Source organism: Nocardioides sp. InS609-2 (assembly GCF_023208195.1).
In the GTDB taxonomy this organism is placed as follows: domain Bacteria; phylum Actinomycetota; class Actinomycetes; order Propionibacteriales; family Nocardioidaceae; genus Nocardioides.
In genome coordinates, this window is sequence record NZ_CP060034.1 from 4104522 (window position 1) to 4124891 (window position 20370).

At 70.0% G+C, this 20370-nt stretch carries 22 protein-coding genes; 13 read left to right on the forward strand and 9 right to left on the reverse strand.

What is annotated here, in order from left to right; translation table 11 throughout:
• Positions 1 to 51: 51 nt before the first annotated feature.
• The 3 genes from H4Q84_RS21110 to H4Q84_RS23265 all read left to right on the forward strand — a co-directional run bounded on the left by H4Q84_RS21110 (position 52) and on the right by H4Q84_RS23265 (position 1652).
• Positions 52 to 300: a hypothetical protein gene (locus H4Q84_RS21110; protein WP_248581031.1), complete on the forward strand. Its 249-nt coding sequence runs from the start codon at positions 52 to 54 to the stop codon at positions 298 to 300.
• A gap of 54 nt (positions 301 to 354) precedes the next feature.
• A complete protein-coding gene (locus tag H4Q84_RS21115; protein WP_248581032.1) occupies positions 355 to 1371 on the forward strand; it encodes an HNH endonuclease signature motif containing protein in 1017 nt (338 codons plus the stop codon).
• 146 nt (positions 1372 to 1517) lie between these two features.
• Positions 1518 to 1652, forward strand: coding sequence for a hypothetical protein (locus H4Q84_RS23265; RefSeq protein ID WP_282580283.1), 135 nt, complete (start codon positions 1518 to 1520; stop codon positions 1650 to 1652).
• A 5-nt stretch (positions 1653 to 1657) separates the two neighbouring features.
• Here H4Q84_RS23265 and nucS read toward each other — a convergent pair whose 3' ends face one another.
• Positions 1658 to 2332 carry an endonuclease NucS gene (gene nucS, locus H4Q84_RS21120; RefSeq protein ID WP_248581033.1) on the reverse strand — a complete coding sequence of 225 codons (675 nt, stop codon included), beginning with the start codon at positions 2330 to 2332 and terminating at the stop codon, positions 1658 to 1660.
• Positions 2333 to 2356: 24 nt separating this feature from the next.
• On the opposite strand from nucS, the gene H4Q84_RS21125 reads away from it, so the two are divergent.
• Positions 2357 to 2878, forward strand: coding sequence for a GNAT family N-acetyltransferase (locus tag H4Q84_RS21125; protein WP_248581034.1), 522 nt, complete (start codon positions 2357 to 2359; stop codon positions 2876 to 2878).
• A 24-nt stretch (positions 2879 to 2902) separates the two neighbouring features.
• Positions 2903 to 4702 carry a 3-hydroxybutyryl-CoA dehydrogenase gene (locus H4Q84_RS21130; protein WP_248581035.1) on the forward strand — a complete coding sequence of 600 codons (1800 nt, stop codon included), beginning with the start codon at positions 2903 to 2905 and terminating at the stop codon, positions 4700 to 4702.
• 6 nt (positions 4703 to 4708) lie between these two features.
• On the opposite strand, the gene H4Q84_RS21135 is transcribed toward H4Q84_RS21130, so the two are convergent.
• Positions 4709 to 5731, reverse strand: a complete 1023-nt coding sequence (locus tag H4Q84_RS21135) for a PQQ-dependent sugar dehydrogenase (protein ID WP_248581036.1) — start codon at positions 5729 to 5731, stop codon at positions 4709 to 4711.
• A gap of 165 nt (positions 5732 to 5896) precedes the next feature.
• A complete protein-coding gene (locus tag H4Q84_RS21140; protein WP_248581037.1) occupies positions 5897 to 8347 on the reverse strand; it encodes a helix-turn-helix transcriptional regulator in 2451 nt (816 codons plus the stop codon).
• A gap of 248 nt (positions 8348 to 8595) precedes the next feature.
• On the opposite strand from H4Q84_RS21140, the gene H4Q84_RS21145 reads away from it, so the two are divergent.
• Complete coding sequence (locus tag H4Q84_RS21145; protein WP_248581038.1) at positions 8596 to 9345, forward strand: hypothetical protein; 750 nt, start codon at positions 8596 to 8598, stop codon at positions 9343 to 9345.
• Positions 9346 to 9380: 35 nt separating this feature from the next.
• Here H4Q84_RS21145 and H4Q84_RS21150 read toward each other — a convergent pair whose 3' ends face one another.
• Positions 9381 to 9914 carry a CGNR zinc finger domain-containing protein gene (locus H4Q84_RS21150; RefSeq protein ID WP_248581039.1) on the reverse strand — a complete coding sequence of 178 codons (534 nt, stop codon included), beginning with the start codon at positions 9912 to 9914 and terminating at the stop codon, positions 9381 to 9383.
• Positions 9915 to 9953: 39 nt separating this feature from the next.
• Between H4Q84_RS21150 and H4Q84_RS21155 the strand changes: the two genes are divergently transcribed.
• Positions 9954 to 10925, forward strand: coding sequence for a DMT family transporter (locus H4Q84_RS21155; RefSeq protein ID WP_248581040.1), 972 nt, complete (start codon positions 9954 to 9956; stop codon positions 10923 to 10925).
• Here H4Q84_RS21155 and H4Q84_RS21160 read toward each other — a convergent pair.
• The 4 genes from H4Q84_RS21160 to mce form a co-directional block, all read right to left on the reverse strand.
• The gene (locus H4Q84_RS21160) at positions 10900 to 12075 is read right to left on the reverse strand and encodes an AI-2E family transporter (protein ID WP_349238430.1); all 1176 of its coding nucleotides are present in this window, start codon (positions 12073 to 12075) and stop codon (positions 10900 to 10902) included. The genes H4Q84_RS21155 and H4Q84_RS21160 overlap by 26 nt on opposite strands.
• Positions 12072 to 13454 carry a hypothetical protein gene (locus tag H4Q84_RS21165; protein WP_248581042.1) on the reverse strand — a complete coding sequence of 461 codons (1383 nt, stop codon included), beginning with the start codon at positions 13452 to 13454 and terminating at the stop codon, positions 12072 to 12074. Before H4Q84_RS21165 ends, H4Q84_RS21160 begins: the two co-directional genes overlap by 4 nt.
• Before the next feature lie 152 nt (positions 13455 to 13606).
• On the reverse strand, positions 13607 to 14956 hold the full coding sequence (gene ccrA, locus H4Q84_RS21170) for a crotonyl-CoA carboxylase/reductase (protein ID WP_248581043.1): 1350 nt from the start codon (positions 14954 to 14956) through the stop codon (positions 13607 to 13609).
• 89 nt (positions 14957 to 15045) lie between these two features.
• Complete coding sequence (gene mce / locus H4Q84_RS21175) at positions 15046 to 15510, reverse strand: methylmalonyl-CoA epimerase (protein ID WP_248581044.1); 465 nt, start codon at positions 15508 to 15510, stop codon at positions 15046 to 15048.
• Positions 15511 to 15655: 145 nt separating this feature from the next.
• Between mce and H4Q84_RS21180 the strand changes: the two genes are divergently transcribed.
• Together H4Q84_RS21180 and meaB are read left to right on the forward strand one after the other, a co-directional pair.
• Complete coding sequence (locus tag H4Q84_RS21180) at positions 15656 to 16849, forward strand: acetyl-CoA C-acetyltransferase (RefSeq protein ID WP_248581045.1); 1194 nt, start codon at positions 15656 to 15658, stop codon at positions 16847 to 16849.
• Positions 16846 to 17838 carry a methylmalonyl Co-A mutase-associated GTPase MeaB gene (gene meaB / locus H4Q84_RS21185; RefSeq protein ID WP_248581046.1) on the forward strand — a complete coding sequence of 331 codons (993 nt, stop codon included), beginning with the start codon at positions 16846 to 16848 and terminating at the stop codon, positions 17836 to 17838. Before H4Q84_RS21180 ends, meaB begins: the two co-directional genes overlap by 4 nt.
• On the opposite strand, the gene H4Q84_RS21190 is transcribed toward meaB, so the two are convergent.
• On the reverse strand, positions 17828 to 18463 hold the full coding sequence (locus H4Q84_RS21190) for a hypothetical protein (protein WP_248581047.1): 636 nt from the start codon (positions 18461 to 18463) through the stop codon (positions 17828 to 17830). The genes meaB and H4Q84_RS21190 overlap by 11 nt on opposite strands.
• 168 nt (positions 18464 to 18631) lie before the next feature.
• Here H4Q84_RS21190 and H4Q84_RS21195 point away from each other — a divergent pair, with 168 nt between their 5' ends.
• The 4 genes from H4Q84_RS21195 to H4Q84_RS21210 are packed head-to-tail and all read left to right on the forward strand — an operon-like array spanning position 18632 to position 20369.
• A complete protein-coding gene (locus H4Q84_RS21195; protein WP_248581048.1) occupies positions 18632 to 18799 on the forward strand; it encodes a hypothetical protein in 168 nt (55 codons plus the stop codon).
• Between the two features lie 25 nt (positions 18800 to 18824).
• The gene (locus H4Q84_RS21200) at positions 18825 to 19331 is read left to right on the forward strand and encodes a PH domain-containing protein (RefSeq protein ID WP_349238382.1); all 507 of its coding nucleotides are present in this window, start codon (positions 18825 to 18827) and stop codon (positions 19329 to 19331) included.
• Positions 19331 to 19819, forward strand: coding sequence for a MarR family transcriptional regulator (locus H4Q84_RS21205; protein ID WP_248581050.1), 489 nt, complete (start codon positions 19331 to 19333; stop codon positions 19817 to 19819). The genes H4Q84_RS21200 and H4Q84_RS21205 overlap by 1 nt, the downstream gene beginning before the upstream one ends.
• 1 nt (position 19820) lies before the next feature.
• Entirely contained in the window at positions 19821 to 20369 is a 549-nt protein-coding gene (locus H4Q84_RS21210) for an MmcQ/YjbR family DNA-binding protein (protein ID WP_248581051.1), read from the forward strand.
• The last annotated feature ends 1 nt before the right edge of the window (position 20370 follow it).

Here is a 20370-nt window from a genome sequence, read left to right on the forward strand (position 1 = left end):
AATCTGGCACGGAATGTCGGTGGTCCCTGGTTGGCTTCTCGTATGGCGATCATGACGAGCGAGCTTCCCGGCACCGCATCCGCGGTGCTGGTGTTCGCGCGCTCGAGCCGGGTTGCTGCCGATCGTGCGGAGGCCGAGCTGCTGGTCGCGGCGTGTGAGTGGGCTGACCTGCACCCGGCCGAGTCGGTGTCGGATGCGGCCGCGTTCCTGATCCCGGGTGGCTCGGAGCATGAGGAGCCGGTCGCTGGCCCGGGGGCGCCGTTGGTGGCGGAGTTCTGCATCGCCGAGGCGCTGTCCTGAGGAGGGCCGCTAGGCCCGTCTCGAAGGGTCGGTGCGGTCCTGGTCATCTCGACGGTGTCAGCGAAGCACCTGATTGGCCAGGCGATCGAGCTGCGGCACCGCCTCCCACGGCTGTGGCGACTCGTCCACGCCGGTAACCTCCCGGCCTGGCGTGCTCGCCGGGTCGCGGAGACCACCATCCACGCTGACTTGTCCCGTGAGGCGGCGTCGTACGTCGACGCCCAGCTCGCCCCGTTCGCGCATCGCACCTCGACCTCGGCCGTCGATCGGTTGGTGGATGCGGCGATCGCCCGGTTCGACCCCGAACGCGCTGCTGCCGAAGCCCGGCTCGCTGCCGACAGGCGGCACGTGACGATCGAGGAGGAGCAGGTCTCCTTCGCCGGCACCATCCGGGTGACCGCCGAGCTCGACCTGGCCGACGCCCTCGACTTCGGCGCCGCCGTCACCCACGGTGCAGACGTCTTGAAGAGCCTCGGGTCCGAAGAGTCGCTCGATGCCCGGCGGGCGTCCGCGGTCGGTGAGATGGCGCGGTCCCAGCTTTCGCTCGACCTGTCCGCGGGTTTGGAGACAGGCGCCAGGGCGCCTTCCTCAACCAGCGATGCGGCTCCGGCGGCCCGGCAGGTGGTCCTCCACGTGCACATGCGTGACGACGACCCGATCGCTCGCCTCGAACGCGGCAACCTCGCCACCGTCGACCAGATCCAGCAGTGGTGCGGCCAGTCCTCCACCGAGGTGGTGGTGAAGCCGGTCATCGACCTCAACGAACACATTGTCTGCGAGGGCTACCAACCCTCGGCCCGGCTTCGCGAGCAAGTCAGCCTGCGCGACCAGACCTGTGTCTTCCCGTGGTGCACCAGACCCGCCAGAGCCGGCGACCTCGACCACATCACTCCGTGGGAGTCCGGCGGCCCCACCTCGACGGCGAACCTTGCCGCGCTCTGCCGACGACACCACCGCCTGAAGACCCACTCCGCCTGGCGCTACAAGCGCACCGGCCCCGCGACGTACACCTGGACCAGTCCGCATGGCCACATCTTCGTCCGCGGCCCCGCGGGCACCGATCCCGGTTGACCACCGCGCCCCACACCCCGCCAGTGTTTGACCGGCTGGGCTGTCGGCGCGCTCGACTTGATGACCCCGCCTGCGCGAGTCTCGTGGCAAGCATCCCTCCTCGACTCTCGGCGGGGGCTCTCCGACGAACGCAGTGATGGTGAGCCATGAGCGAAATCGACTCGGTGAGCGTGGAGCTTTCGAAGGACGAGGCGCTGGTGCTCTTCGAGCCGTTCGCAACCAACTACCAGGACCTGGTCCGCCGGGCTCGCCAACGACTGCTGGACCGCGGCGGAGCCTGACCCGCCTAGAACAGCCGGTGCTCGGAGTCGTCCATGCCGCGCAGGGAGTCGTAGTCGACGATCGCGCACACGATGCCGCGGTCGGTAGCGAGCACGCGGGCCTGCGGCTTGATCTCCTGGGCGGCGTAGATGCCGCGCACGGGACGGAGCAGAGGATCGCGGTTGAGCAGCTCGAGGTAGCGAGTGAGCTGCTCCACCCCGTCGATGTCGCCGCGCCGCTTGATCTCGACGGCGACGGAGGCACCTGCGGCGTCGCGGCACATCAGGTCGACCGGGCCGATGGCGGTGGGGTACTCGCGTCGTACGAGCGTCAGGCCGTCGGCCAGCGTGGCCGGATGCTCGGCGAGCAGCTCCTGGAGGTGCTTCTCGACGCCGTCCTTCTGCAGGCCGGGATCGATCCCGAGGTCATGGGTCGAGTCGTGGAAGATCTCCTCGACCAGGATGCGCAGCGTGTCATCAGTCTTCGAGGTGACCGTCCACTCGACCCGGCCGTCCTCGGTGGTGCCCTCCTTGACGGTGCACGGCGGGCTCATCCAGTTCAGCGGCTTGTAGGAGCCGCCGTCGGAGTGCACCAGCACCGATCCGTCGGACTTGAGCATCAGCACTCGGGTGGCCATCGGCAGGTGCGCCGACAGCCGTCCGGCATAGTCCACCTGGCAACGAGCGACTACCAATCTCACGGCGAGGAATCTACAGTCCTCCTCATGTACGACGTCCGCCCGGCCACCGCAGCCGACCTGCCCGGCATCGCGACGATCGAGGACTCGGGCCTCGCGTTGTTCGAGGAAGCCCTCGGCGACCTGACCGGCAACGTACTCGCCTCGCCTGCACCGTCGGGGGAGGAGCGTGCGACGCAGCCGGGGTTCCTGCTCGTCTCCGGCGACCCGGCGGTCGGCTTCGTCCATGTCGTGGAGCTCGACGGCCACGCCCACCTCGAGCAGATCTCGGTGCTCCCGGGACACGGGCGACGCGGCGTGGGAACGGCGCTGGTGCGGGCAGCCGTGGCCGAGGCGACCGAGCGCGGGTTCGACGAGATCACCCTCACGACCTATGCCGACCTGTCGTGGAACGGTCCCTTCTACGCACGTCTCGGCTTCACCGAAGTCGAGCCGGCGGACCATCTGAGGGCGATCAGGGAGCACGAGCAGGAGCTGGGGCTTGACCAGCACGGCCGGCGGATCGCCATGCGAGCGGGCGGTGTGGGCGATCACACGCCCGGCCGCTGAGGGACCCGTGGGAGGATGCCCGCCATGACGAGTACCCCCGCAGAGCAGCGTGTCTTCAAGACCATCGGCGTGATCGGCCTGGGCACCATGGGCGCTGGCATCGCTGAGGTCTTCGCCCGTAACGGCTTCACCGTCATCGGTGTCGAGCTGAGCGAGGACGCCATCGAGCGGGGCCGCCAGCACCTCGAGCACTCCACCGGCCGCGCGGTGAAGCGCGAGAAGATCACCGAGGCGGAGCAGGCCGAGATCCTCGGCCACATCAGCTTCACCACGAGCATCGACGGGCTGGCCGACGCCGACTTCGTCGTCGAGGCGGTGGTGGAGTCGATCGAGATCAAGAAGGACATCTTCCGCAGGCTCGACGCGGTCGTCCGCCCCGACGCGATCCTCGCCACCAACACCTCGTCGCTCTCGGTCACGGAGATCTCCACGGCCAACCACAGCCCCGGCCGGGTCGTCGGCGTGCACTTCTTCAACCCCGCCCCCGTGCAGAACCTCGTCGAGATCGTGCGCACGGTCGTCACCGAGCCCGACGTGCTCGACGCCGTGACGGGCCTGGTCGGCCAGCTCGGCAAGAATCCCGTGGTGTGCGGTGACAAGGCCGGCTTCATCGCCAACACCCTGCTCTTCGGCTACCTCAACCACGCGGTCTCCTTCTTCGAGGGCCACTACGCCACCCGCGAGGACATCGACGCCGCCATGCGCTTCGGCTGCGGCTACCCGATGGGCCCGCTCGCGCTGCTCGACCTGATCGGCCTCGACACGGCGTACGAGATCCTCGACACGATGTACAAGCAGGGCCGCGACCGCCTGCACGCGCCGGCGCCGATCCTCAAGCAGATGGTGACCGCCGGCCTGCTGGGCCGCAAGACCGGCCGCGGCTTCTACACCTACGACGGTCCGGACTCCTCGGCCGTCGTACCCGACGAGCGCACTCCGTCGGCCGACAGCGCCCCCCAGCTGCAGCACGCGATCGGCCGCGTCGGCGTCGTCGGCACGGGCACCATGGCCTCGGGCATCGTCGAGGTGTTCGCCAAGGGCGGCTACGACGTGCTCTACGTCGGCCGTTCGCGGGACAAGGTCGACGGCGTCCGCGCCACCATCGAACGCTCGCTCGACAAGGCCATCGGCCGCGGCAAGCTCGACGAGGCGACCAAGGTCGAGGTGCTCGGCCGGCTCACCGGTACGACGACGCTCGACGACCTCAAGGACGTAGACATCGTCGTCGAGGCTATCGCCGAGGACCTCGCGGTCAAGACGACGCTGTTCGAGAACCTCGACGACATCTGCAAGCCGGGCGCGATCTTGGCCACCACGACCTCGTCCCTGCCGATCATCGCGCTGGCGAAGGCCACGTCGCGGCCGCAGGACGTCGTCGGCATGCACTTCTTCAACCCGGCCGCGATCATGAAGCTCGTCGAGGTGGTCACCACCGTCTCGACCTCCGACGACGTCGCCGAGACCACCCGCGCGCTGTGCGGGAAGCTCGGCAAGGTGGCCGTCTCGTGCGGCGATCGCGCCGGCTTCATCGTCAACGCGCTGCTGTTCCCCTACCTCAACGACGCCGTCAAGATGCTGGAGGCGCACTACGCGACCGCCGACGACATCGACGTCGCCATGAAGCAGGGCTGCGCTCTGCCGATGGGCCCGTTCGAACTGCTCGACGTGGTCGGCAACGATGTCTCGCTTGCGATCCAGCGCGAGCTCTACCTGGAGTTCCGCGAGCCCGGGTTCTCACCGGCGCCGCTGCTCGAGCACCTGGTCACCGCGGGCTACCTCGGTCGCAAGACCAAGCGCGGGTTCAGGGACTACTCCGCCCGCTGACAGCCGTCAGGGGCTCCGGCGTGGCCGCACCCGCAGCACCCGGTCACCGGTGCCGTTGCCGGTGGTGATCAACAGGTCACCGCGAGGTGTCTGCGTGATCGAGCGCAGTCGGCCGTACTTGCGCAGGGCAGGGGGCGTGCGGACGTTGCGCAGCTTGCCCTGTGCATCGAACTTCATGAACAGCACGCGCTCGCCCTTGAGTGCCGCGACGGCGAGGGTGCCGGCGTACGCCCCCCACTCACGGCCGGCGACCCACGCGGCGCCCGAGGTGGCCACGGTGGGACTGCCGGAGCTCCAGCGGGCCTTGATCTGCCGACCGGGCAGCGAGGTGTCGGTCATCGGGACCGACTCGTTGTAGCCGGGCACGGGGTTCCAGCCGTAGTTCCCTCCGCTGCGCAGCCGGTTGACCTCGTCGTCGCGGTCGGGGCCGTGCTCGGCCGACCAAAGGCTGCCGTCCGTGCGCTGGGACAGTCCCTGCACGTTGCGGTGACCGTAGGTGAAGACGTAGCGGGTGGCAGGGACCGACGAGTCGATCCAGCGGTTCCCCGGCCACGGGGCGCCGGTGCGCCGGTTCAGTCGCAGCGTCTTGCCGCCCGGCGACCCGAGGTCCTGCGCGTTGGTGCCGACGGCGGCGTCGCCGGTGCCGACGAGCAGCGCGCCATCGCGCGTGATGAGCAACCGGCAGCCGCCGTGCCGCCCGCTGGTGGCCGGCAGACCGGAGATCAAGACCTGTGGGTCACTGACCGTGGCCGCCTCGGTGTCGAGCTTCCAGGCGAGCACGCGCACGTCGTTGCCGCTCTTGGCGTAGCCACCGAGGCAGGTGTAGATGCGGCCGTTGTCTGCGAAGCCCGGGTCGATCGCCAGCGACATCAGGCCGGTCTCGCCCTGCGCCCAGACGAGGTCGGTCGGCAACGCGACGGTACGACGCGTGCCGCGGCGCCACGGCGACAGCTGTCCTTCGCGCTCGGTGATCAGCAGGCGTCCGCCGCCGAGGGACTGGACGTCCCACGGGGTGCTGAGCCCGGTCACGAGGGGCTTGACGCGCAGGGCGGGCGCATCGGCCCGCTCGGCCCGGGCCTTCGGCGACGCAAGCGGCTCAGCCGCGCCGTTGCCGAAGGCGACATCGTGGACAGCGAAAGGAGACAGGTGGCGACGACGACGGCGAGCGGGGTCATCGCACGACGCTAGCGCGTCTCAGCTCGCGCGGTCGTCGGCCACCATGGCGGCGAGCTTGGCCCGGGTACTGATGTCGAGCTTGCGGTAGATGTGCGAGAGATGGGCATCGACGGTGCGCGGGGAGATGAACAGCTGGTCGGCGATCTGGCGACTGGTGAGCCCGTCGGCGATCTTGTCGGCCACCTGGCGCTCGGCCCGCGTCAGCAGCGCCAGGGGAGTGGCGCGCAGCGAGTCGGGGTCGGGGGCTCCGGTGAAGATGGCGGCCACGCTGCGGAGGCCGGCCTGGGTGAACTCGCCGCGCTCGATCCAGCCGTGGGGGGCCACTCGTGCGGGCTCGATGGGATAGTCAGCGGAGTAGCCCCAGGCCGTCGCGTGCCGTGGCGCCCGCAGCGCAACGGCGGCCGCGGCGAGCAGCCTGCTCTCCGACTGGCCACGCTGCTCCGCGACGTACCCCAGGCCGTCGAGCGCGTCTGCGATGCGCAGCGGCATCGGCATGGTGGTGGCCTGGTCGAGGGCGTTGAGCAGCGTCGTAGCGGCCTGGTCGATGTCGCCGAGCGCGATGAAGGCGCGGCCCAGCAGCAGCCTGCCGTCGACGGCGTCGCGGCCGAGTCGGCTGCTGTCGGCGAGTACGACGACGTCGGCGGCGAGCCCGGCCGCTCGCGGCAGGTCGCCGGCCGCGAAGAGGTCGCGTGCGTCCTGGGCGAGCACCGGCAGCCGGACGGCCCACGGCAGGGTCTCGCGGTCGACGTCCATCGGTGTGTAGTCGTGGTCGAGGGTGCGCAGCAGGGTCTCGGCGAGCAGGGCGACGCGGTCCTCGGCGAGCTCGCGGGCATCGCGCAGCACTGCGCGCGCGGCCGACGCGGCCTCGACCGTGCGGCCCTGCTCGAGCGCGACCTTGCCGAGCAGGGTGCGGGCCGAGAGCGTGATCCAGCGTTCGTCGTTGGCGTCGGTGCTGGCCATGATCGACGCCGCTGCGCGGGTCGCGGCCGGGAAGTTGCCGCGCGAGACGGCGATGTCAGTGAGCGTGCGGGTGGCCTGACGGACGATGGACCGGCTGACGGCGTCGAGGTCGATGGCGCGCTGCGCCTCCTTCTCGGCCCGGGTCAGGTCGCCGGCGTCGAGGTGCATCTCCGCGCGGATCGAGGCGGTGTTGGCCAGCTGCAGGTCGGTGTCATCGGCGTTGAGAGCGTGCTCGTCGGCCCGGTCGAGCAACCACAGGCCCTCGTAGGTGCCACGCACCTCGGAAGCCGCGATGCCAGCCCGGCGAGCCACCTGCGCGCCGATGGCCGCCGGCCCATCGCCACTGACGAGCGCCGCCTCGAGGATCTCGACGGCCTCGCGGGCTCGCATGGAGGTGTAGAGCGAGGAGAAGATGCGGTTGGCGAGCGCGTAGCCGGTGTCGCGGGTCGCTGCGTCGGCACACGCCCCGAGGATCGCCGTACGCATGACCGGCAGGTCGCCCAGCCAGGGTGCGTCGGCGGCGCCGAAGTTCTCGTGGTCGGGAGCCGCCCGGTCGGCCCAGCGCAGCAGCCCGGCGCGCGCCTGCGCACCGTCGTCGGTCGACGCGGTGAGGAACGCGCCGTGCCGACGGATCGGCGAGAGCATGTCGAAACGCCCGTCGGGCAGCACTTCGAGCAGGCTGCGCCGCACCAGCCGCGCGGCGAGAGGTGCCGCGACCTCGCGGGTCACGCCGGCGATCTCGGCGAGCACGTCGATGCCCACCGGGCTCGACATCTGCGCCATCCGCCGGAAGCACAGCTGCTGGTCGTCGTCGAGAAGCTCGTACGACGCGTGCACGGCCTCAGACAGGGAGGCGGCCGGGACCACGTTGGCGATGCCGACCAGGGCGATCTGCACCGCGAACTGCTCGATCAGCAGCGGTAACCCGCCCGCGGCGGTGAGCAGGCGGCGTACGTCGGACTCGTTGGCGACCAGGTCGATCGGGTAGCCGCCGGCAGTCTCGACCCGGTTGCGCATCAGGTCCACCGCCGGCCCGGCGAGCGGCTCGTGGATGCCGGGCACCGGCAGCGGCCCGACGCGTACGACGCGTTCGGCGGGCTGGCCGGCCATCGTCAGCGCGGTCATGGCGAGCCGGGCGGTGCTCGTGGTCTCCAGCACCTGCTGGAAGGTCGCCCCGAGTGTGTCGGGTCCGGGGGCGTCGACGTCCACACCGTCGACGACGAGCAGGGTGTCGGAGCCGTCGAGGGCGCGGCAGAGCGCACCTTCGGGAGTGTCGCCGGGGGCGGCCTCCACATCGAGCACGTCGAGGCACGCGGTCAGCACCGCGTCGGTGTCTCGCAGGCCGCGGGCGTTGACCCACGCGGCACCGGAGGTCCCGGCCGTGGCGTGCCGTGCGAGCAGCGTCTTTCCGCTGCCGGGAGGGCCCACGATGCTGACCCAGCGCGAGCTCGACAGTGCGGAATCCAGGAGCTCCCGGACCCGCTCGCGACCGATGCACGGTGTCAGCACAGTGCAGAACTTATCGGTCTACCCGCTCAAGGTTTAGGTAGGACTACCGATGCCCGCAAATGCCTTCCTGCGGAAGGCTCATGCCAGGCACCACAGGAGTAGGCCACACAGGGGTTGGCCTACTCCGGGGGACAGTGCCCTCGGCAGGCCGCGACTCGATGCGAGAGTCGTGGCCTGCCTTTCATTCCGGGTCATTTCGGGGGTTTCCGGGCGCCGAGCCGGTTGCCCCAGCCACGTACGCTGTCGCCATGGAGTACGTCGTCCTGATCCTCGTCATCGTGGCCGCTATCGGTGGCGTCGCGCTCATGTCGCGCAACGGCAAGCGCCGCGCGGCAGAGAAGAAGGTCACCGAGCTGGCCCCGGTGAAGCGCCTCGTCGACGAGGACGTCACCGCCCTGGGCGTCGAGCTCCAGCACTTCGACGTGGAGATGTCAGGACGCGAGCTCACCGAAGGCGCCAACGCCGACTACCAGCGGGCGCTCGACTCCTACGAGTCGGCCAAGCACGCCGCCGACTACCTCACCGAGCCCGAGCAGGTCCGGCACGTCACCGAGATCCTCGAGGACGGCCGCTACGCAATGGCCTGTGTACGGGCCCGGGTCGACGGCCTGCCGCTGCCTACGCGCCGGCCACCGTGCTTCTTCGACCCACGGCACGGCCTGTCGGTGGCCGACGTGTCGTACACGCCGCCCGGCGGCGCCCAACGCGACGTACCAGCCTGCGAGCTCGATGCCGAGCGCGTCCGGGCCGGTGCCGAGCCCGACATCCGCAAGGTGATGGTCGGGTCGCAGCGGGTGCCCTACTGGCAGGGTGGTCGCGCCTACCAGCCCTACGCCATGGGCTACTACGGCGCCTTCGGCCCGATGGAGTGGATGTTCATGGGCATGCTCTTCAGCGGCGGCTTCGACGGCCTCGGTGAGGGCATCGGCGCGATCGGCGAAGGCGTCGGCGACGCCTTCGGTGGCATCGGCGACATGTTCGACGGGTTCGACTTCTAGAGCGGCTCGCCGTCGGCGATCAAGAAGACATCCGCCTAGCCCTTCTGGCGCGATCGATATGCGGCAACGGCAACGCGGTTGCCACAGGTGGTGCTGCAGAACCGGCGCGAGCGGTTGCGTGAGAGGTCGAGCACCAGGCCATCGCACGTGTCGTTGGCGCACACGCCCAGCCTCGACGTCTCGTCGGCGCGGATCATGTCGATCATGGCCATGGCCGTCTCGACGGCGATCCGGGTGCGCAGCGGCCGGTCGGGGCCGACAGCGTGCAGGTGCCAGTCCCACTCGTCGTGCCGCACCAGCTGGGGGAGCGCGTCGGCCTCGCTGAGCATCAGGTTGACCAGGGCAACCGCCTCGTCGCGCGTGCTGGTCAGGAGCGTGCGTAGCGCGGGACGCAGCGCACGGACGTCAGCCAGCTCGGCCTCGTCGCCGTCGCGGCGACCGGTGTACTCGAACTGTTCGTAGAACGCGTCCAGCTCGGCCACCGTGGTGAGCGTGTCGGGCTCCTCGGCGGAGTTGGCGAGCACCACCGCAGCCTGGAGGCTCACCTCGGTGTCATGGGTGAAAAGCATGTTGACAGGTTACAACATCGCGGACTAACGTCATGCGTCATGACGACAATGACTCATGACAACACGGTGGTGAGTGGTTCCCGGCTGGGGGCCGGGCTGGGCCTGGCCGTCGTCTCGGCCGCGTCGTTCGGCCTCTCGGGCAACCTCGCCAGGGGCCTGCTCGATGCCGGCTGGAGTGCGGGTGCCGCGGTGGCGGTCCGGGTCTCGATCGCGACGGTCGTGCTGATGGTCCCGGCGCTGGTCCTGCTGGGCGGGCGCTGGCACCTGCTGCGCAAGAACCTGCCGATCATGGCCGGCTTCGGGCTCGTGGCGATCGCGGGCTGCCAGCTCGCCTACTTCAACGCGGTGTCACACATGCAGGTCGGGGTCGCTCTCCTCATCGAGTACACGGCTCCCGTCGCGGTCATCTGCTGGCTCTGGCTACGGCACGGCGAGCGTCCGAGCCGGTTGACGCTGGCCGGTGCGGTGCTGGCGGCACTCGGCCTGGTGCTCGTCCTCGACCTGCTCTCCGGTGCAGACCTGAGCGCTGTCGGTGTGTTCTGGGCACTCGGCGCGACGGCCGGGGCGGCGGTCTACTTCGTGCTGTCGGCCAGCGAGACCACCGGGCTGCCGCCCATCGTGCTGGCAGCCGGTGGGATGACGCTGGGCGCGCTGGCGCTGCTGGTCGCAGGTGCTGTCGGCATCGTGCCGATGGCGGTCTCGACCCAGCCGGTGACCTACAACGGCACCACGGTGGCCTGGTGGCTGCCGCTGCTGGGCCTGGGCGTGGTGACCGCCGCGCTCGCCTACGTCACCGGCATCGCGGCATCCCGACGGCTGGGCTCACGACTCGCGTCGTTCGTCGCGCTGGTCGAGGTGCTGTTCGCGCTGCTCTTCGCGTGGCTGCTGCTCGACGAGGTGCCGCACCAGGTGCAGGTGCTCGGCGGTGTGCTGATCTTGGCCGGTGTGGTGGTCGTCAAGCTGGGGGAGCGTCGTACGACGGTGGTCAGCGCGCATCCTGCCGGCGGATGAAGATCTCCCGCGTCAGCATGAGTACGGCGGCCGCGGTGGGGATCGCGAGGAGCGCACCCACGACGCCGAGCAACCCGGCGCCGACGAGCGCCGCGATCACCGTGACCGACCCGGGGATGTCGACCGAGCGTGACATCACCCGCGGGTAGATCAGGTAGTTCTCGAGCTGCTGGTAGACGACGTAGAAGATCAGGCAGGCGATGCCGATCTTCGGGTCGGTCGCGAAGCCGATCGCCGTGACGACGACCGCGCCGATGCTGGCGCCGATCATCGGGATGACGTCGAGCAGCGCGACGACGAACGCCAGCGCCACGGCGTACTTGCCGAGGCCCACGACGAACAGGAAGATCAGGCTGGTCACGCCGGCGCACAGGGCGACGATGAACGCCCCGGAGACGTAGCCGCCGACGCTCCGGATCACCCGGTCGCCGAGCTTCGCGACGCGCGGTCGACGCGAGGCCGGGGCCAGACGGTAGATCGCGCTCTTGGTGGCGTCGAGGCCGGCGAGGAAGTAGAGCATCAGGACCACGACGACGAAGCCGTTGAGCAGCGTCGAGACGACCTTGAGGCCGATGCCGAGTGCGCCGCCGAAGATGCTCGAGACGAGGTCACCCTGCTCGACCTTCTCCTTGATCTTGGCGATGACGTCGTACTTGTCGTCGAGGCGCTGGACCTGCTTGTTCTGCTGCAGGTTGTCGAGCCAGCCGGGGGAGTTCTGGGTGATCTGTGCGACCTGGTCGGAGATCACCGGCACGATCGCCATCACGAAGCCGACCAGGGCGACCACGACGATCGTGATGACGGCGAAGACCGCCCACGACCGCTTGAGGCCACGGGCCTGGAACCACTCGACGGCCGGGTTGAGGCCGGCGGCGAGGAACAGCGCCACGACGATCAGGATCAGCGTGGAACCGATGGCCAGGATCTGGGTGCCGAGCCAGAACGCCAGCAGTGCGCCGACGCCGCCGAAGAAGCCGATGTAGAACGGCGAGTGGCGCTCGAAGGGCTTCCCGGGCGCCCCGAACTCCGTCGCCCTGGTCTCGACCGCCTCGCGTGCGACCTCGGCCGACTCGGCCTGCTTCGTCGCGTCGGCCGCTGCGGCTTCAGCTCTTTCGGCCGCTGCCTTGCCGGGACGCAGCAGCGGGTTCAGGACTCGTCCTCGGCGAAGCCCGACACCACGTCGCGCAGCGCGCCAAGCTGGGCGGCGATGGCGTCGCGGCGCTTGGTCATCCGGTCGACCTCGGCCCTGACCACGGCGAGCTCACGCTCGGCTTCGGCCGTGCCGCTCGACGCGACGGAGTCGGCCTGGGTCTTGGCCGTGGCCACGATCTGCTCGGCCTCGCGGCGGGCGCGAGCCAGCAGCGCCTCGGACTCCGACTGGGCCTGCTGACGATGGGCGGTGGCCTGGGTGATGGCCTCGCGGGCGCGCTGCTCGGCAGCGGTCGCGCGCTGCTCGGCCTCGGAGACCAGTCGAGCGGTCTCGGCGGTCGCGTTGGAGTGGTGGTCGGTGGCCTCGCGGGCGAGCCGCTCCTTCTCCACCGCGAGAGTGCGCCGGGCCTCCTGCACCTCTCGGTCGGCTGCGGCTCGGGCCTGCTCGGCCTCGCGCTTGGCGGACGTGCGCAACTCATTGGTCTCCTGCTGGGCGGCCAGGCGCACCTGGTCGGCCTCGCGCTGCGCCGAGGCACGGTGGTCGTCAGCCTCGGTCTTGGCCAGCACCCGCTCCTGCTCGGCATCGGCGGTGATGCGGGTGCGGGTCTCGTCGAGCTCCTTGAGCTGCACCAGCCGCATGTCCTCGGCCTCCCGCGCCGCGTCGGCACGGATCGCCTTGGCATCCCGGTTGGCCTGCGAGCGGATCTCGTCGGCGTCGCGCAGGGCCGCCTCGCGGACGTCGGCGGCCTCGTCCTCGGCCAGCTTGAGCATCGAGGTCGCCCGACCACCGAGACCGGCATACGACGGGGTCTCGTTCTCGGCGAGCTGGGCCTTGACCGACTCGAGCTCACGTTGCAGGTCGATCACCCGCTGCTCGGACTGGCTCAGGCTGCTGCCGAGGCCGGACTTCTCCGAGAGGAGCTGGCGCACTCCTGCGTCGACGGCGTCCTTGTCGTAGCCCCCGCGGCGTACGGCGGGGAAGGTCGGCACGCTCGAGGTGGCGGTGGACAGCGTGGGTCCGGTCGCGGCAGCCACCGGAGCCGGGCGAGCGGCCGGCGCAGGCGTGCTGGGCGCCGCACGGGGAGCGGGCATCGGCGGGATCACCGGCGCGGGCCTCTGGGCCGGAGGGGTCGTCACGGCAGGAGCGGCAGCCGGCACGGCCGGAGCCTGCTGGGTGCGCTCCGCAGGCTTCTCGACTGCGGGCTTCTCGGCGGCGGGCTTCGCGGGAGCCGGAGGCGCGGCAGCCTTCGCAGGCGCGGCCTTCTCGGGAGCAGCCTGCTTCGACGCCACGGGCAGCACCTGAGTGGGCTCCTCGTCGGCATTCCCGGTCTCTTCGTCGGGCTCCTCGTCGAAGATGGACAGGCCCTCGTCGCGGCTCATGTGTTGCGCACCCTTCTCGTCGCGTGTGTGGCAGGGTCCGGCGACCCCAACTTGGTCAGTGTCCCTGATGTCGGGTCGCTGAGACACCCCGGCTCGCGGACCGAAGGGCATCCAGTCGACGAACCGGGGTGGGGTGGGACGGGTGGGGCGCCTCAGACCCCGCGGAAGCGGTTGATCTGGTCGAGATGCTTGTCACGCATCTCGGTGTCGCGCACGCCGAGCCCCTCCTCGGGCGCCAGGCAGAGCACGCCGACCTTGCCCTGATGGGCGTTCTTGTGCACGTCGAGCGCGGCCTGGCCGACGTCCTCGAGCGCGTAGGTCCTCGACAGGGTCGGGTGGATCATCCCCTTCGAGATCAGCCGGTTGGCCTCCCACGACTCGCGGTAGTTGGCGAAGTGCGAGCCGACGATCTTCTTGAGGTTCATCCACAGGTAGCGGTTGTCGTACTGGTGCATGTAGCCGCTCGTCGAGGCACAGGTCACGATCGTGCCGCCCTTGCGGGCGGCGTACACGGAGGCGCCGAAGGTCTCCTTGCCCGGGTGCTCGAAGACGATGTCGACGTCCTCGCCACCGGTGAGCTCGCGGATGCTCATCCCCAGGCGACGCCACTCCTTCTGGTCCTGGGTGTTCTCGTCCTTCCAGAACTTCCAGCCCTCCTCGGAGCGGTTGAGGATCAGCTCGGCACCCATCGACCGGCAGATCTCGGCCTTCTCCTCGTTGGAGACCACGCAGATCGGGGTTGCGCCGCCGTTGAGGGCGTACTGCGTCGCGAAGCCACCGAGGCCGCCGCTCGCACCCCAGATCAGCACGTTGTCGCCCTGCTTCATGCCGGCGCCGTTGCGGCTGACGAGCTGCCGGTACGCCGTGGAGTTGACGAGGCCGGGGGAGGCGGCCTCCTCCCAGGTGAGGTGGGCCGCCTTGGGCATCAGCTGGTTGGACTTCACGAGTGCCACGTGGGCCAGTCCGCCGAAGTTGGTCTCGAAGCCCCAGATGCGCTGCTCCGGGTCGAGCATCGTGTCGTTGTGGCCGTCGGAGCTTTCGAGCTCGACCGAGAGGCAGTGGGCGACGACCTCGTCGCCGGGGTTCCAGGAGTGCACGCCTACGCCGGTCTTGAGCACGACGCCGGACAGGTCGGAGCCGACCACGTGGTACGGCAGGTCGTGGCGCTTGCTGAGAGGGGAGAGCTTGCCGTAGCGCTCGAGGAAGCCGAAGGTCGAGACCGGCTCGAAGATCGAGGTCCAGACGGTGTTGTAGTTGATGGCGCTTGCCATCACCGCGACCAGGGCCTCACCGGGGCCGAGCTCGGGGAGCGCGACGTCCTCGACGTGCAGTGACTTGCGGGGGTCCTTGTCCTTCGAGGCCACCCCCTCGAACATGTCCGCCTCGTCCTTGTGGATCGTGACGGCACGGTAGGACTCGGGAAGGTCGAGGTTGGCGAAGTCGTCGGGTGTCAGGGCGTTGCCGGCCTGGCTGGCTGATATCGCGTCGAGGATGTTCTGCACTGGCTTGTCTCCTGGCGGGGGGCAGTCTGATGCGGATCGAGCGAAGGCTACCGGGAGGTAACTTCACCCGGCTAGTGGTGTGGGGGAGGTCACCCGGCCGGCTGGACCAGCTCGACGAGCACGCCGCCGGTGTCCTTGGGGTGGATGAAGTTGACGCGGCTGTCGGACGTGCCGCGCTTCGCCTCGTCGTACAGGAGACGCAGGCCGCGCTCGCGCAGGATCATCGACACCTGCTCGACGTCCACGACCCGGAAGGCGAGCTGCTGGAGCCCCGGGCCGGAGCGGTCGAGGAACTTCGCGATCGTCGACTCCGCCGACAGCGGAGCGAGCAGCTGGATACAGGACCCGGTGCCGCCGACGCCCACCATCGCCTCGCGGACGCCCTGCTCCTCGTTGGTCTCCTCGTGGAGCACCTCCATGCCGTAGACGTCGCGGTAGAACGCCATCGCCTCGTCGAGGTCGGGCACGGCAACGCCCACGTGGTCGATCGCGGTGAACAGGTGCTGCACGGATTCGAGGCCCGAGCTGTCGAGTGGGGGGACTGGTGCGGTCATGGCCGACATCGTCGTACGACGACAGGTCCGGGCGCGAGGGGGTGTGACATGTGAGACATCCCGAGCCGTCCGTACACCCTCCCGAAGGCGGGTCCCCGATGGGTATCGTCGAGAGCAACACCCGAACTTCCAGTGGAGGCACCGCATGTCAGGCAGCACCGGATCCGTCATCGTCGCCGGGGCACGTACCCCGATCGGCCGCCTGCTCGGCGGTCTGAAGGACCAGTCGGCCGCTGACCTGGGCGGCGTCGCCATCGCCGGCGCGCTCGAGAAGGCCGGTGTCACGGGCGACCAGGTCGACTACGTGATCATGGGCCAGGTCATCCAGGCAGGCACCGGCCAGATCACCGCGCGCCAGGCGGCCGTCAAGGGCGGCATCCCGATGACCGTCCCCTCCATCACCATCAACAAGGTCTGCCTGTCGGGTGTCAACGCGATCGCGCTGGCCGACCAGCTGATCCGCGCGGGCGAGCACGAGATCGTCGTCGCCGGCGGCATGGAGTCGATGACTCAGGCCCCGCACGTGCTGCCGAAGTCGCGTGAGGGCTTCAAGTACGGCGACACGAAGCTCGTCGACTCGATGGCCTACGACGCGCTCTACGACCAGTTCACCGACCAGGCGATGATCAACCTGACCGAGACGTGCAACTCCGCGGGCACCAACCTGAGCCGCGAGGAGCAGGACGCCTTCTCCGCCCAGTCGCACCAGCGGGCGGCGCTTGCCTGGAAGAACGGCCTCTTCGACGACGAGGTCGTGCCGGTCACGATCAAGACCCGCAAGGGTGAGGTCATCGTCTCGCAGGACGAGGGCATCCGCGGCGACACGACCACCGAGTCGCTCGCCGGTCTGCGCCCGGTCTCCAAGGACGGCACCATCACCGCAGGCTCCGCCTCTCAGATCTCCGACGGCGCGTGCGCGGTCGTGGTCATGAGCAAGGCGAAGGCCGAGGAGCTCGGGCTGACCTGGCTCGCCGAGATCGGCGCCTCCGGCCAGGTCGCCGGCCCCGACTCCACGCTCCAGCTGCAGCCGGCCAACGCGATCGCGAAGGCGGCCGCCAAGGAAGGCATCGACGTCGCCGACATCGACCTCTTCGAGCTCAACGAGGCGTTCGCGGCCGTCGGCATCGAGTCGGCCCGCCAGCTCGGCGTCGACCAGGACAAGGTCAACGTCAACGGCGGCGCCATCGCGTTCGGCCACCCGGTCGGCATGTCGGGCGCCCGCATCGTGCTGCACCTCGCGCTCGAGCTCCAGCGCCGCGGCGGTGGCGTGGGCGCTGCTGCCCTGTGCGGTGGCGGCGGTCAGGGCGACGCGCTGATCATTCGCGTCCCCCAGGCGTGAGTGGCGCCACCAGCGAAGGTAGGGGACGGCGCCGCTCGACGGCGTCGGTCCCCGACCTCGTCTCCCGGGCGCGTGAGGGTGACGCCCGTGCGGTGGCCCGGCTGATCTCGCTCGTCGAGGACGAGTCGCCGCTGCTGCGCGAGGTGATGACGGCGCTGGCGCCGCACACCGGCCACGCGCAGATCGTCGGCATCACCGGCTCGCCCGGCGTCGGCAAGTCCACCTCCACCAACGCGATGGTCACGGAGCTGCGCAAGGCCGGCAAGCGAGTGGGCGTGCTGGCGGTCGACCCGTCGTCCCCGTTCTCCGGTGGCGCGCTGCTCGGCGACCGGGTGCGGATGCAGGACCACGCGACCGACCGCGACGTCTACATCCGGTCGATGGCCTCGCGCGGGCATCTCGGCGGCCTCGCCTGGACGACTCCGCAGGCGCTCCGGGTGCTCGACGCGGCCGGCTGTGACGTCGTACTCATCGAGACGGTGGGTGTCGGCCAGAGCGAGGTCGAGATCGCCGGGCTCGCCGACACCACGCTGGTGCTGATGGCGCCGGGCATGGGCGACGGCATCCAGGCCGCGAAGGCGGGCATCCTCGAGATCGGTGACCTGTACGTCGTCAACAAGGCCGACCGTGACGGCGCCGACCAGGTGAGACGCGACCTGCGCTCGATGCTCGCGCTCGGCGAGCGACCCGAAGGCTGGTGGAAGCCGCCGATCGTGAAGACCATCGCCGCCAAGAACGAGGGTCTCGACGAGGTGGTGGTCGAGATCGACAAGCACCGCGCCTGGCTGATCGAGTCGGGTCAGCTCGAAGTACGCCGCGCCCGCCGGGCCCGCGACGAGATCGAGGCGATCGCGATGACCGCGCTGCGTGCGCGCTGGGGCGACCTGCACGGCCACGCGTCGCTGGACGGCCTCGCGGCCTCGGTGGCCGAGGGCACGACCGACCCCTACTCCGCCGCCGACGAGCTGGTCAACGCGATCAGCGCCTGAGCCGGACCGTCCCGCTGGTGGCGGGGGCCAGCCCGTTGGCTGGGCTGGTCACGACGCGGTACCTGCCGCCCCGCAGGTCCATCGTGCGTACGTCGCGGCTGCCGCGGGTGCTCGAGCGCCGGATGGTCTTCCACGTCCCGGACTTCTGCTTCTGCACGGTCAGCTCGTAGTCACCGGTGTCCCAGTCAGGATCCACGTCGACCCGCAGCTTGCGCTTCCCGGAGACGGCCTTGGCGCTCACGGTCGCGGGCACCGGCGTCGGCGCCACGATGGTGAAACCGTACGTCGCCGGCAACGGGTCGATGTTGCCGGACGGGTCGACGGCGGCGACCGTGAACGTGTGCGGGCCCAGGGTCGTGACCGTCGCGGCGTACGGCGTCTCGCACGGGAACCTGCCTCCGCCGTCGATCGCGCATTGGAAGGTGCCGGGCTCGGTGCTGGTGAACTCGAAGAAGACCGGGCCGGGCGTGAGCGTGGCAGCCGGGCCCATCGTGATGGCGGTATCCGGGGGAGCGGTGTCGGCGGCGTGGGCAGGCCCGGCCACGCTCAGGAAGGTGCCGAGGAGCACGCAGACGACCAGCCGGCAGACGGTGGCTGCGGCCCGAGAGGGCAGTGCAAGAGTCACGTGTCCAGCCTGACACCAACCGGGTGCCGGTGTCTCAGGAATGCCGCAGGGCGCGCCTCCCGGCCCGGTCGCAGGACGGGTGGTACCAATGTGGCGACCTGTGCGCGTCCCGGTTTCGACCTCGGGCGCGCTGGACCATGCAACGACCGCGAACGATTGGAGTCATCGATGAACGTCAAGAAGGTGCTCCTCGTACTGGTCGTGGTGTTCCTCGGCTTCTGGATGTTCACCGACCCCAACGGGCTCGCCGTGGCTGCCAGCGACGGCGCCGGCAAGACCTGGGAGCTCACGCAGAACCTGTTCCGGGCGATCATCGACTTCGTGGACGCGCTCTGAGTCCCTGATGGGTCTCATCGCCTCCGTGACCGAGCCGGACATCCGTCGCCACCTCCTGCGCGAGGAGGGTGAGGTCGTCGTCGACGAGGTGCGCAAGCACCCGGTGGCCTACCTCCGGCCGGCCCTGGAGGCGCTGCTGGCTGTCGTGTTGCTGGTGGCCTTCCCGTTCGTCGACCTCGACCTGGCGTGGTTCCCGTTCCTGCTGGCCGGCGGCATCGCCGCGCACGCCGGCTGGCTGGCGCTGCACGCCAAGATGGACGTCTTCGTGATCACCAACATGCGGGTCTTCCGGGTGCACGGCGTGCTCTCGCAGCAGCTGGCCACCATGCCGCTCTCGCGGATCCTCGACATCACCGTGGCCAAGCCACTGATCGGCCGGATCCTCGGCTACGGCCACTTCATCTTCGAGTCGGCCGCGCAGGAGCAGGGGCTGCGCGACATCCGCTTCGTCGGCCGGCCCGACCAGCGCGACCTCGCCATCCAGCGGGTGGTGCAGCGCGCCGGCCTGCGCGGGCCCCGCGCGGTCAACTGATGACGCTGCCGTTCGACCCTATCGCCGAGGCCGCGCGCCAGTGGGGGCTGCGCTGGGACGGGGTGCGCGCCATGCACGCGGTCACCTCCTTGATGCGCGTGCAGCAGCTCGTGATCGGTCGGCTCGACGCCCTGTTGAAGCCACACGGGCTCACGTTCGCCCGCTACGAAGCCCTGGTGCTGCTGACGTTCTCGTCGCGTGGCTCGCTGCCGCTCGGCAAGATGGGGGAGCGACTCCAGGTGCACCCGACATCGGTCACGTCGATCGTGCGGCGGCTCGAGGCCTCGAGCCTCGTCGTACGACGCAAGCATCCTGATGACGCGCGGGCCGTGCTGGCGGAGATCACCGACGAGGGCCGTGCGCTGGTCGAGGCAGCGACGCGTGACCTCACCGCGGCCGACTTCGGGCTGGGTGCCCTCGACGACGACCAGCTGGCCGCGGTCTCGAACCTCTTGACTCCGGTACGGCGGGCAGCCGGAGACTTCTGAGATGGCGACCTCCGACGACGTACGCCGCGTGGGACTCGCGCTGCCGCGCACCTACGAGCATCAGGTGCGCGGTCGTTGGAAGCTCAAGGTGAAGCAGATCGTCTACGTCGCGTTCTCCCGCGACGAGCTGGCGATGGGGTTCGGGTACCCGTTGGCGGAGCGTGACGGGCTGGTCGCGTCGGACCCGGAGACGTTCTTCCTGCCGCCGACATCGGACCTGCGCTACCAGTGGGTCTGCGCGCACCTGGCGCGGCTCGACGAGGCCGAGATGCGCGAGCTGGTGGTGGACGCCTGGCGGATGTGCACGCCGAAGATGCTGCATGAGCTGCCGGAGCTGCCGGCTCCTGCGGCGCGGGTGTGGGACCTCGTGGAGCAGCAGGAATGGGCCGACGTGAGGTCCTTGCTGCATCCCTACGTGAGGTTCACCGACGGTGACGTGTCCGTGCGCGGCCGGAATAACCTGCTTGCGCATCTGCGCGACCATCCGACCCCGCGCCCGCCCACGCAGGTCGAGGTGCGGGACGGACAGCTGTACGGATGGGTTCGCTGAG

Coding starts and splice junctions, on each gene's coding strand:
- H4Q84_RS21110 (WP_248581031.1), top strand. CDS start 52: ATGACGAGCGAGCTTCCCGGCACCGCATCCGCGGTGCTGGTGTTCGCG.
- H4Q84_RS23265 (WP_282580283.1), top strand. CDS start 1,518: ATGAGCGAAATCGACTCGGTGAGCGTGGAGCTTTCGAAGGACGAGGCG.
- H4Q84_RS21125 (WP_248581034.1), top strand. CDS start 2,357: ATGTACGACGTCCGCCCGGCCACCGCAGCCGACCTGCCCGGCATCGCG.
- H4Q84_RS21130 (WP_248581035.1), top strand. CDS start 2,903: ATGACGAGTACCCCCGCAGAGCAGCGTGTCTTCAAGACCATCGGCGTG.
- H4Q84_RS21145 (WP_248581038.1), top strand. CDS start 8,596: ATGGAGTACGTCGTCCTGATCCTCGTCATCGTGGCCGCTATCGGTGGC.
- H4Q84_RS21150 (WP_248581039.1), bottom strand. CDS start 9,914: ATGCTTTTCACCCATGACACCGAGGTGAGCCTCCAGGCTGCGGTGGTG.
- H4Q84_RS21155 (WP_248581040.1), top strand. CDS start 9,954: ATGACGACAATGACTCATGACAACACGGTGGTGAGTGGTTCCCGGCTG.
- H4Q84_RS21165 (WP_248581042.1), bottom strand. CDS start 13,454: ATGAGCCGCGACGAGGGCCTGTCCATCTTCGACGAGGAGCCCGACGAA.
- mce (WP_248581044.1), bottom strand. CDS start 15,510: ATGACCGCACCAGTCCCCCCACTCGACAGCTCGGGCCTCGAATCCGTG.
- H4Q84_RS21180 (WP_248581045.1), top strand. CDS start 15,656: ATGTCAGGCAGCACCGGATCCGTCATCGTCGCCGGGGCACGTACCCCG.
- H4Q84_RS21195 (WP_248581048.1), top strand. CDS start 18,632: ATGAACGTCAAGAAGGTGCTCCTCGTACTGGTCGTGGTGTTCCTCGGC.
- H4Q84_RS21205 (WP_248581050.1), top strand. CDS start 19,331: ATGACGCTGCCGTTCGACCCTATCGCCGAGGCCGCGCGCCAGTGGGGG.
- H4Q84_RS21210 (WP_248581051.1), top strand. CDS start 19,821: ATGGCGACCTCCGACGACGTACGCCGCGTGGGACTCGCGCTGCCGCGC.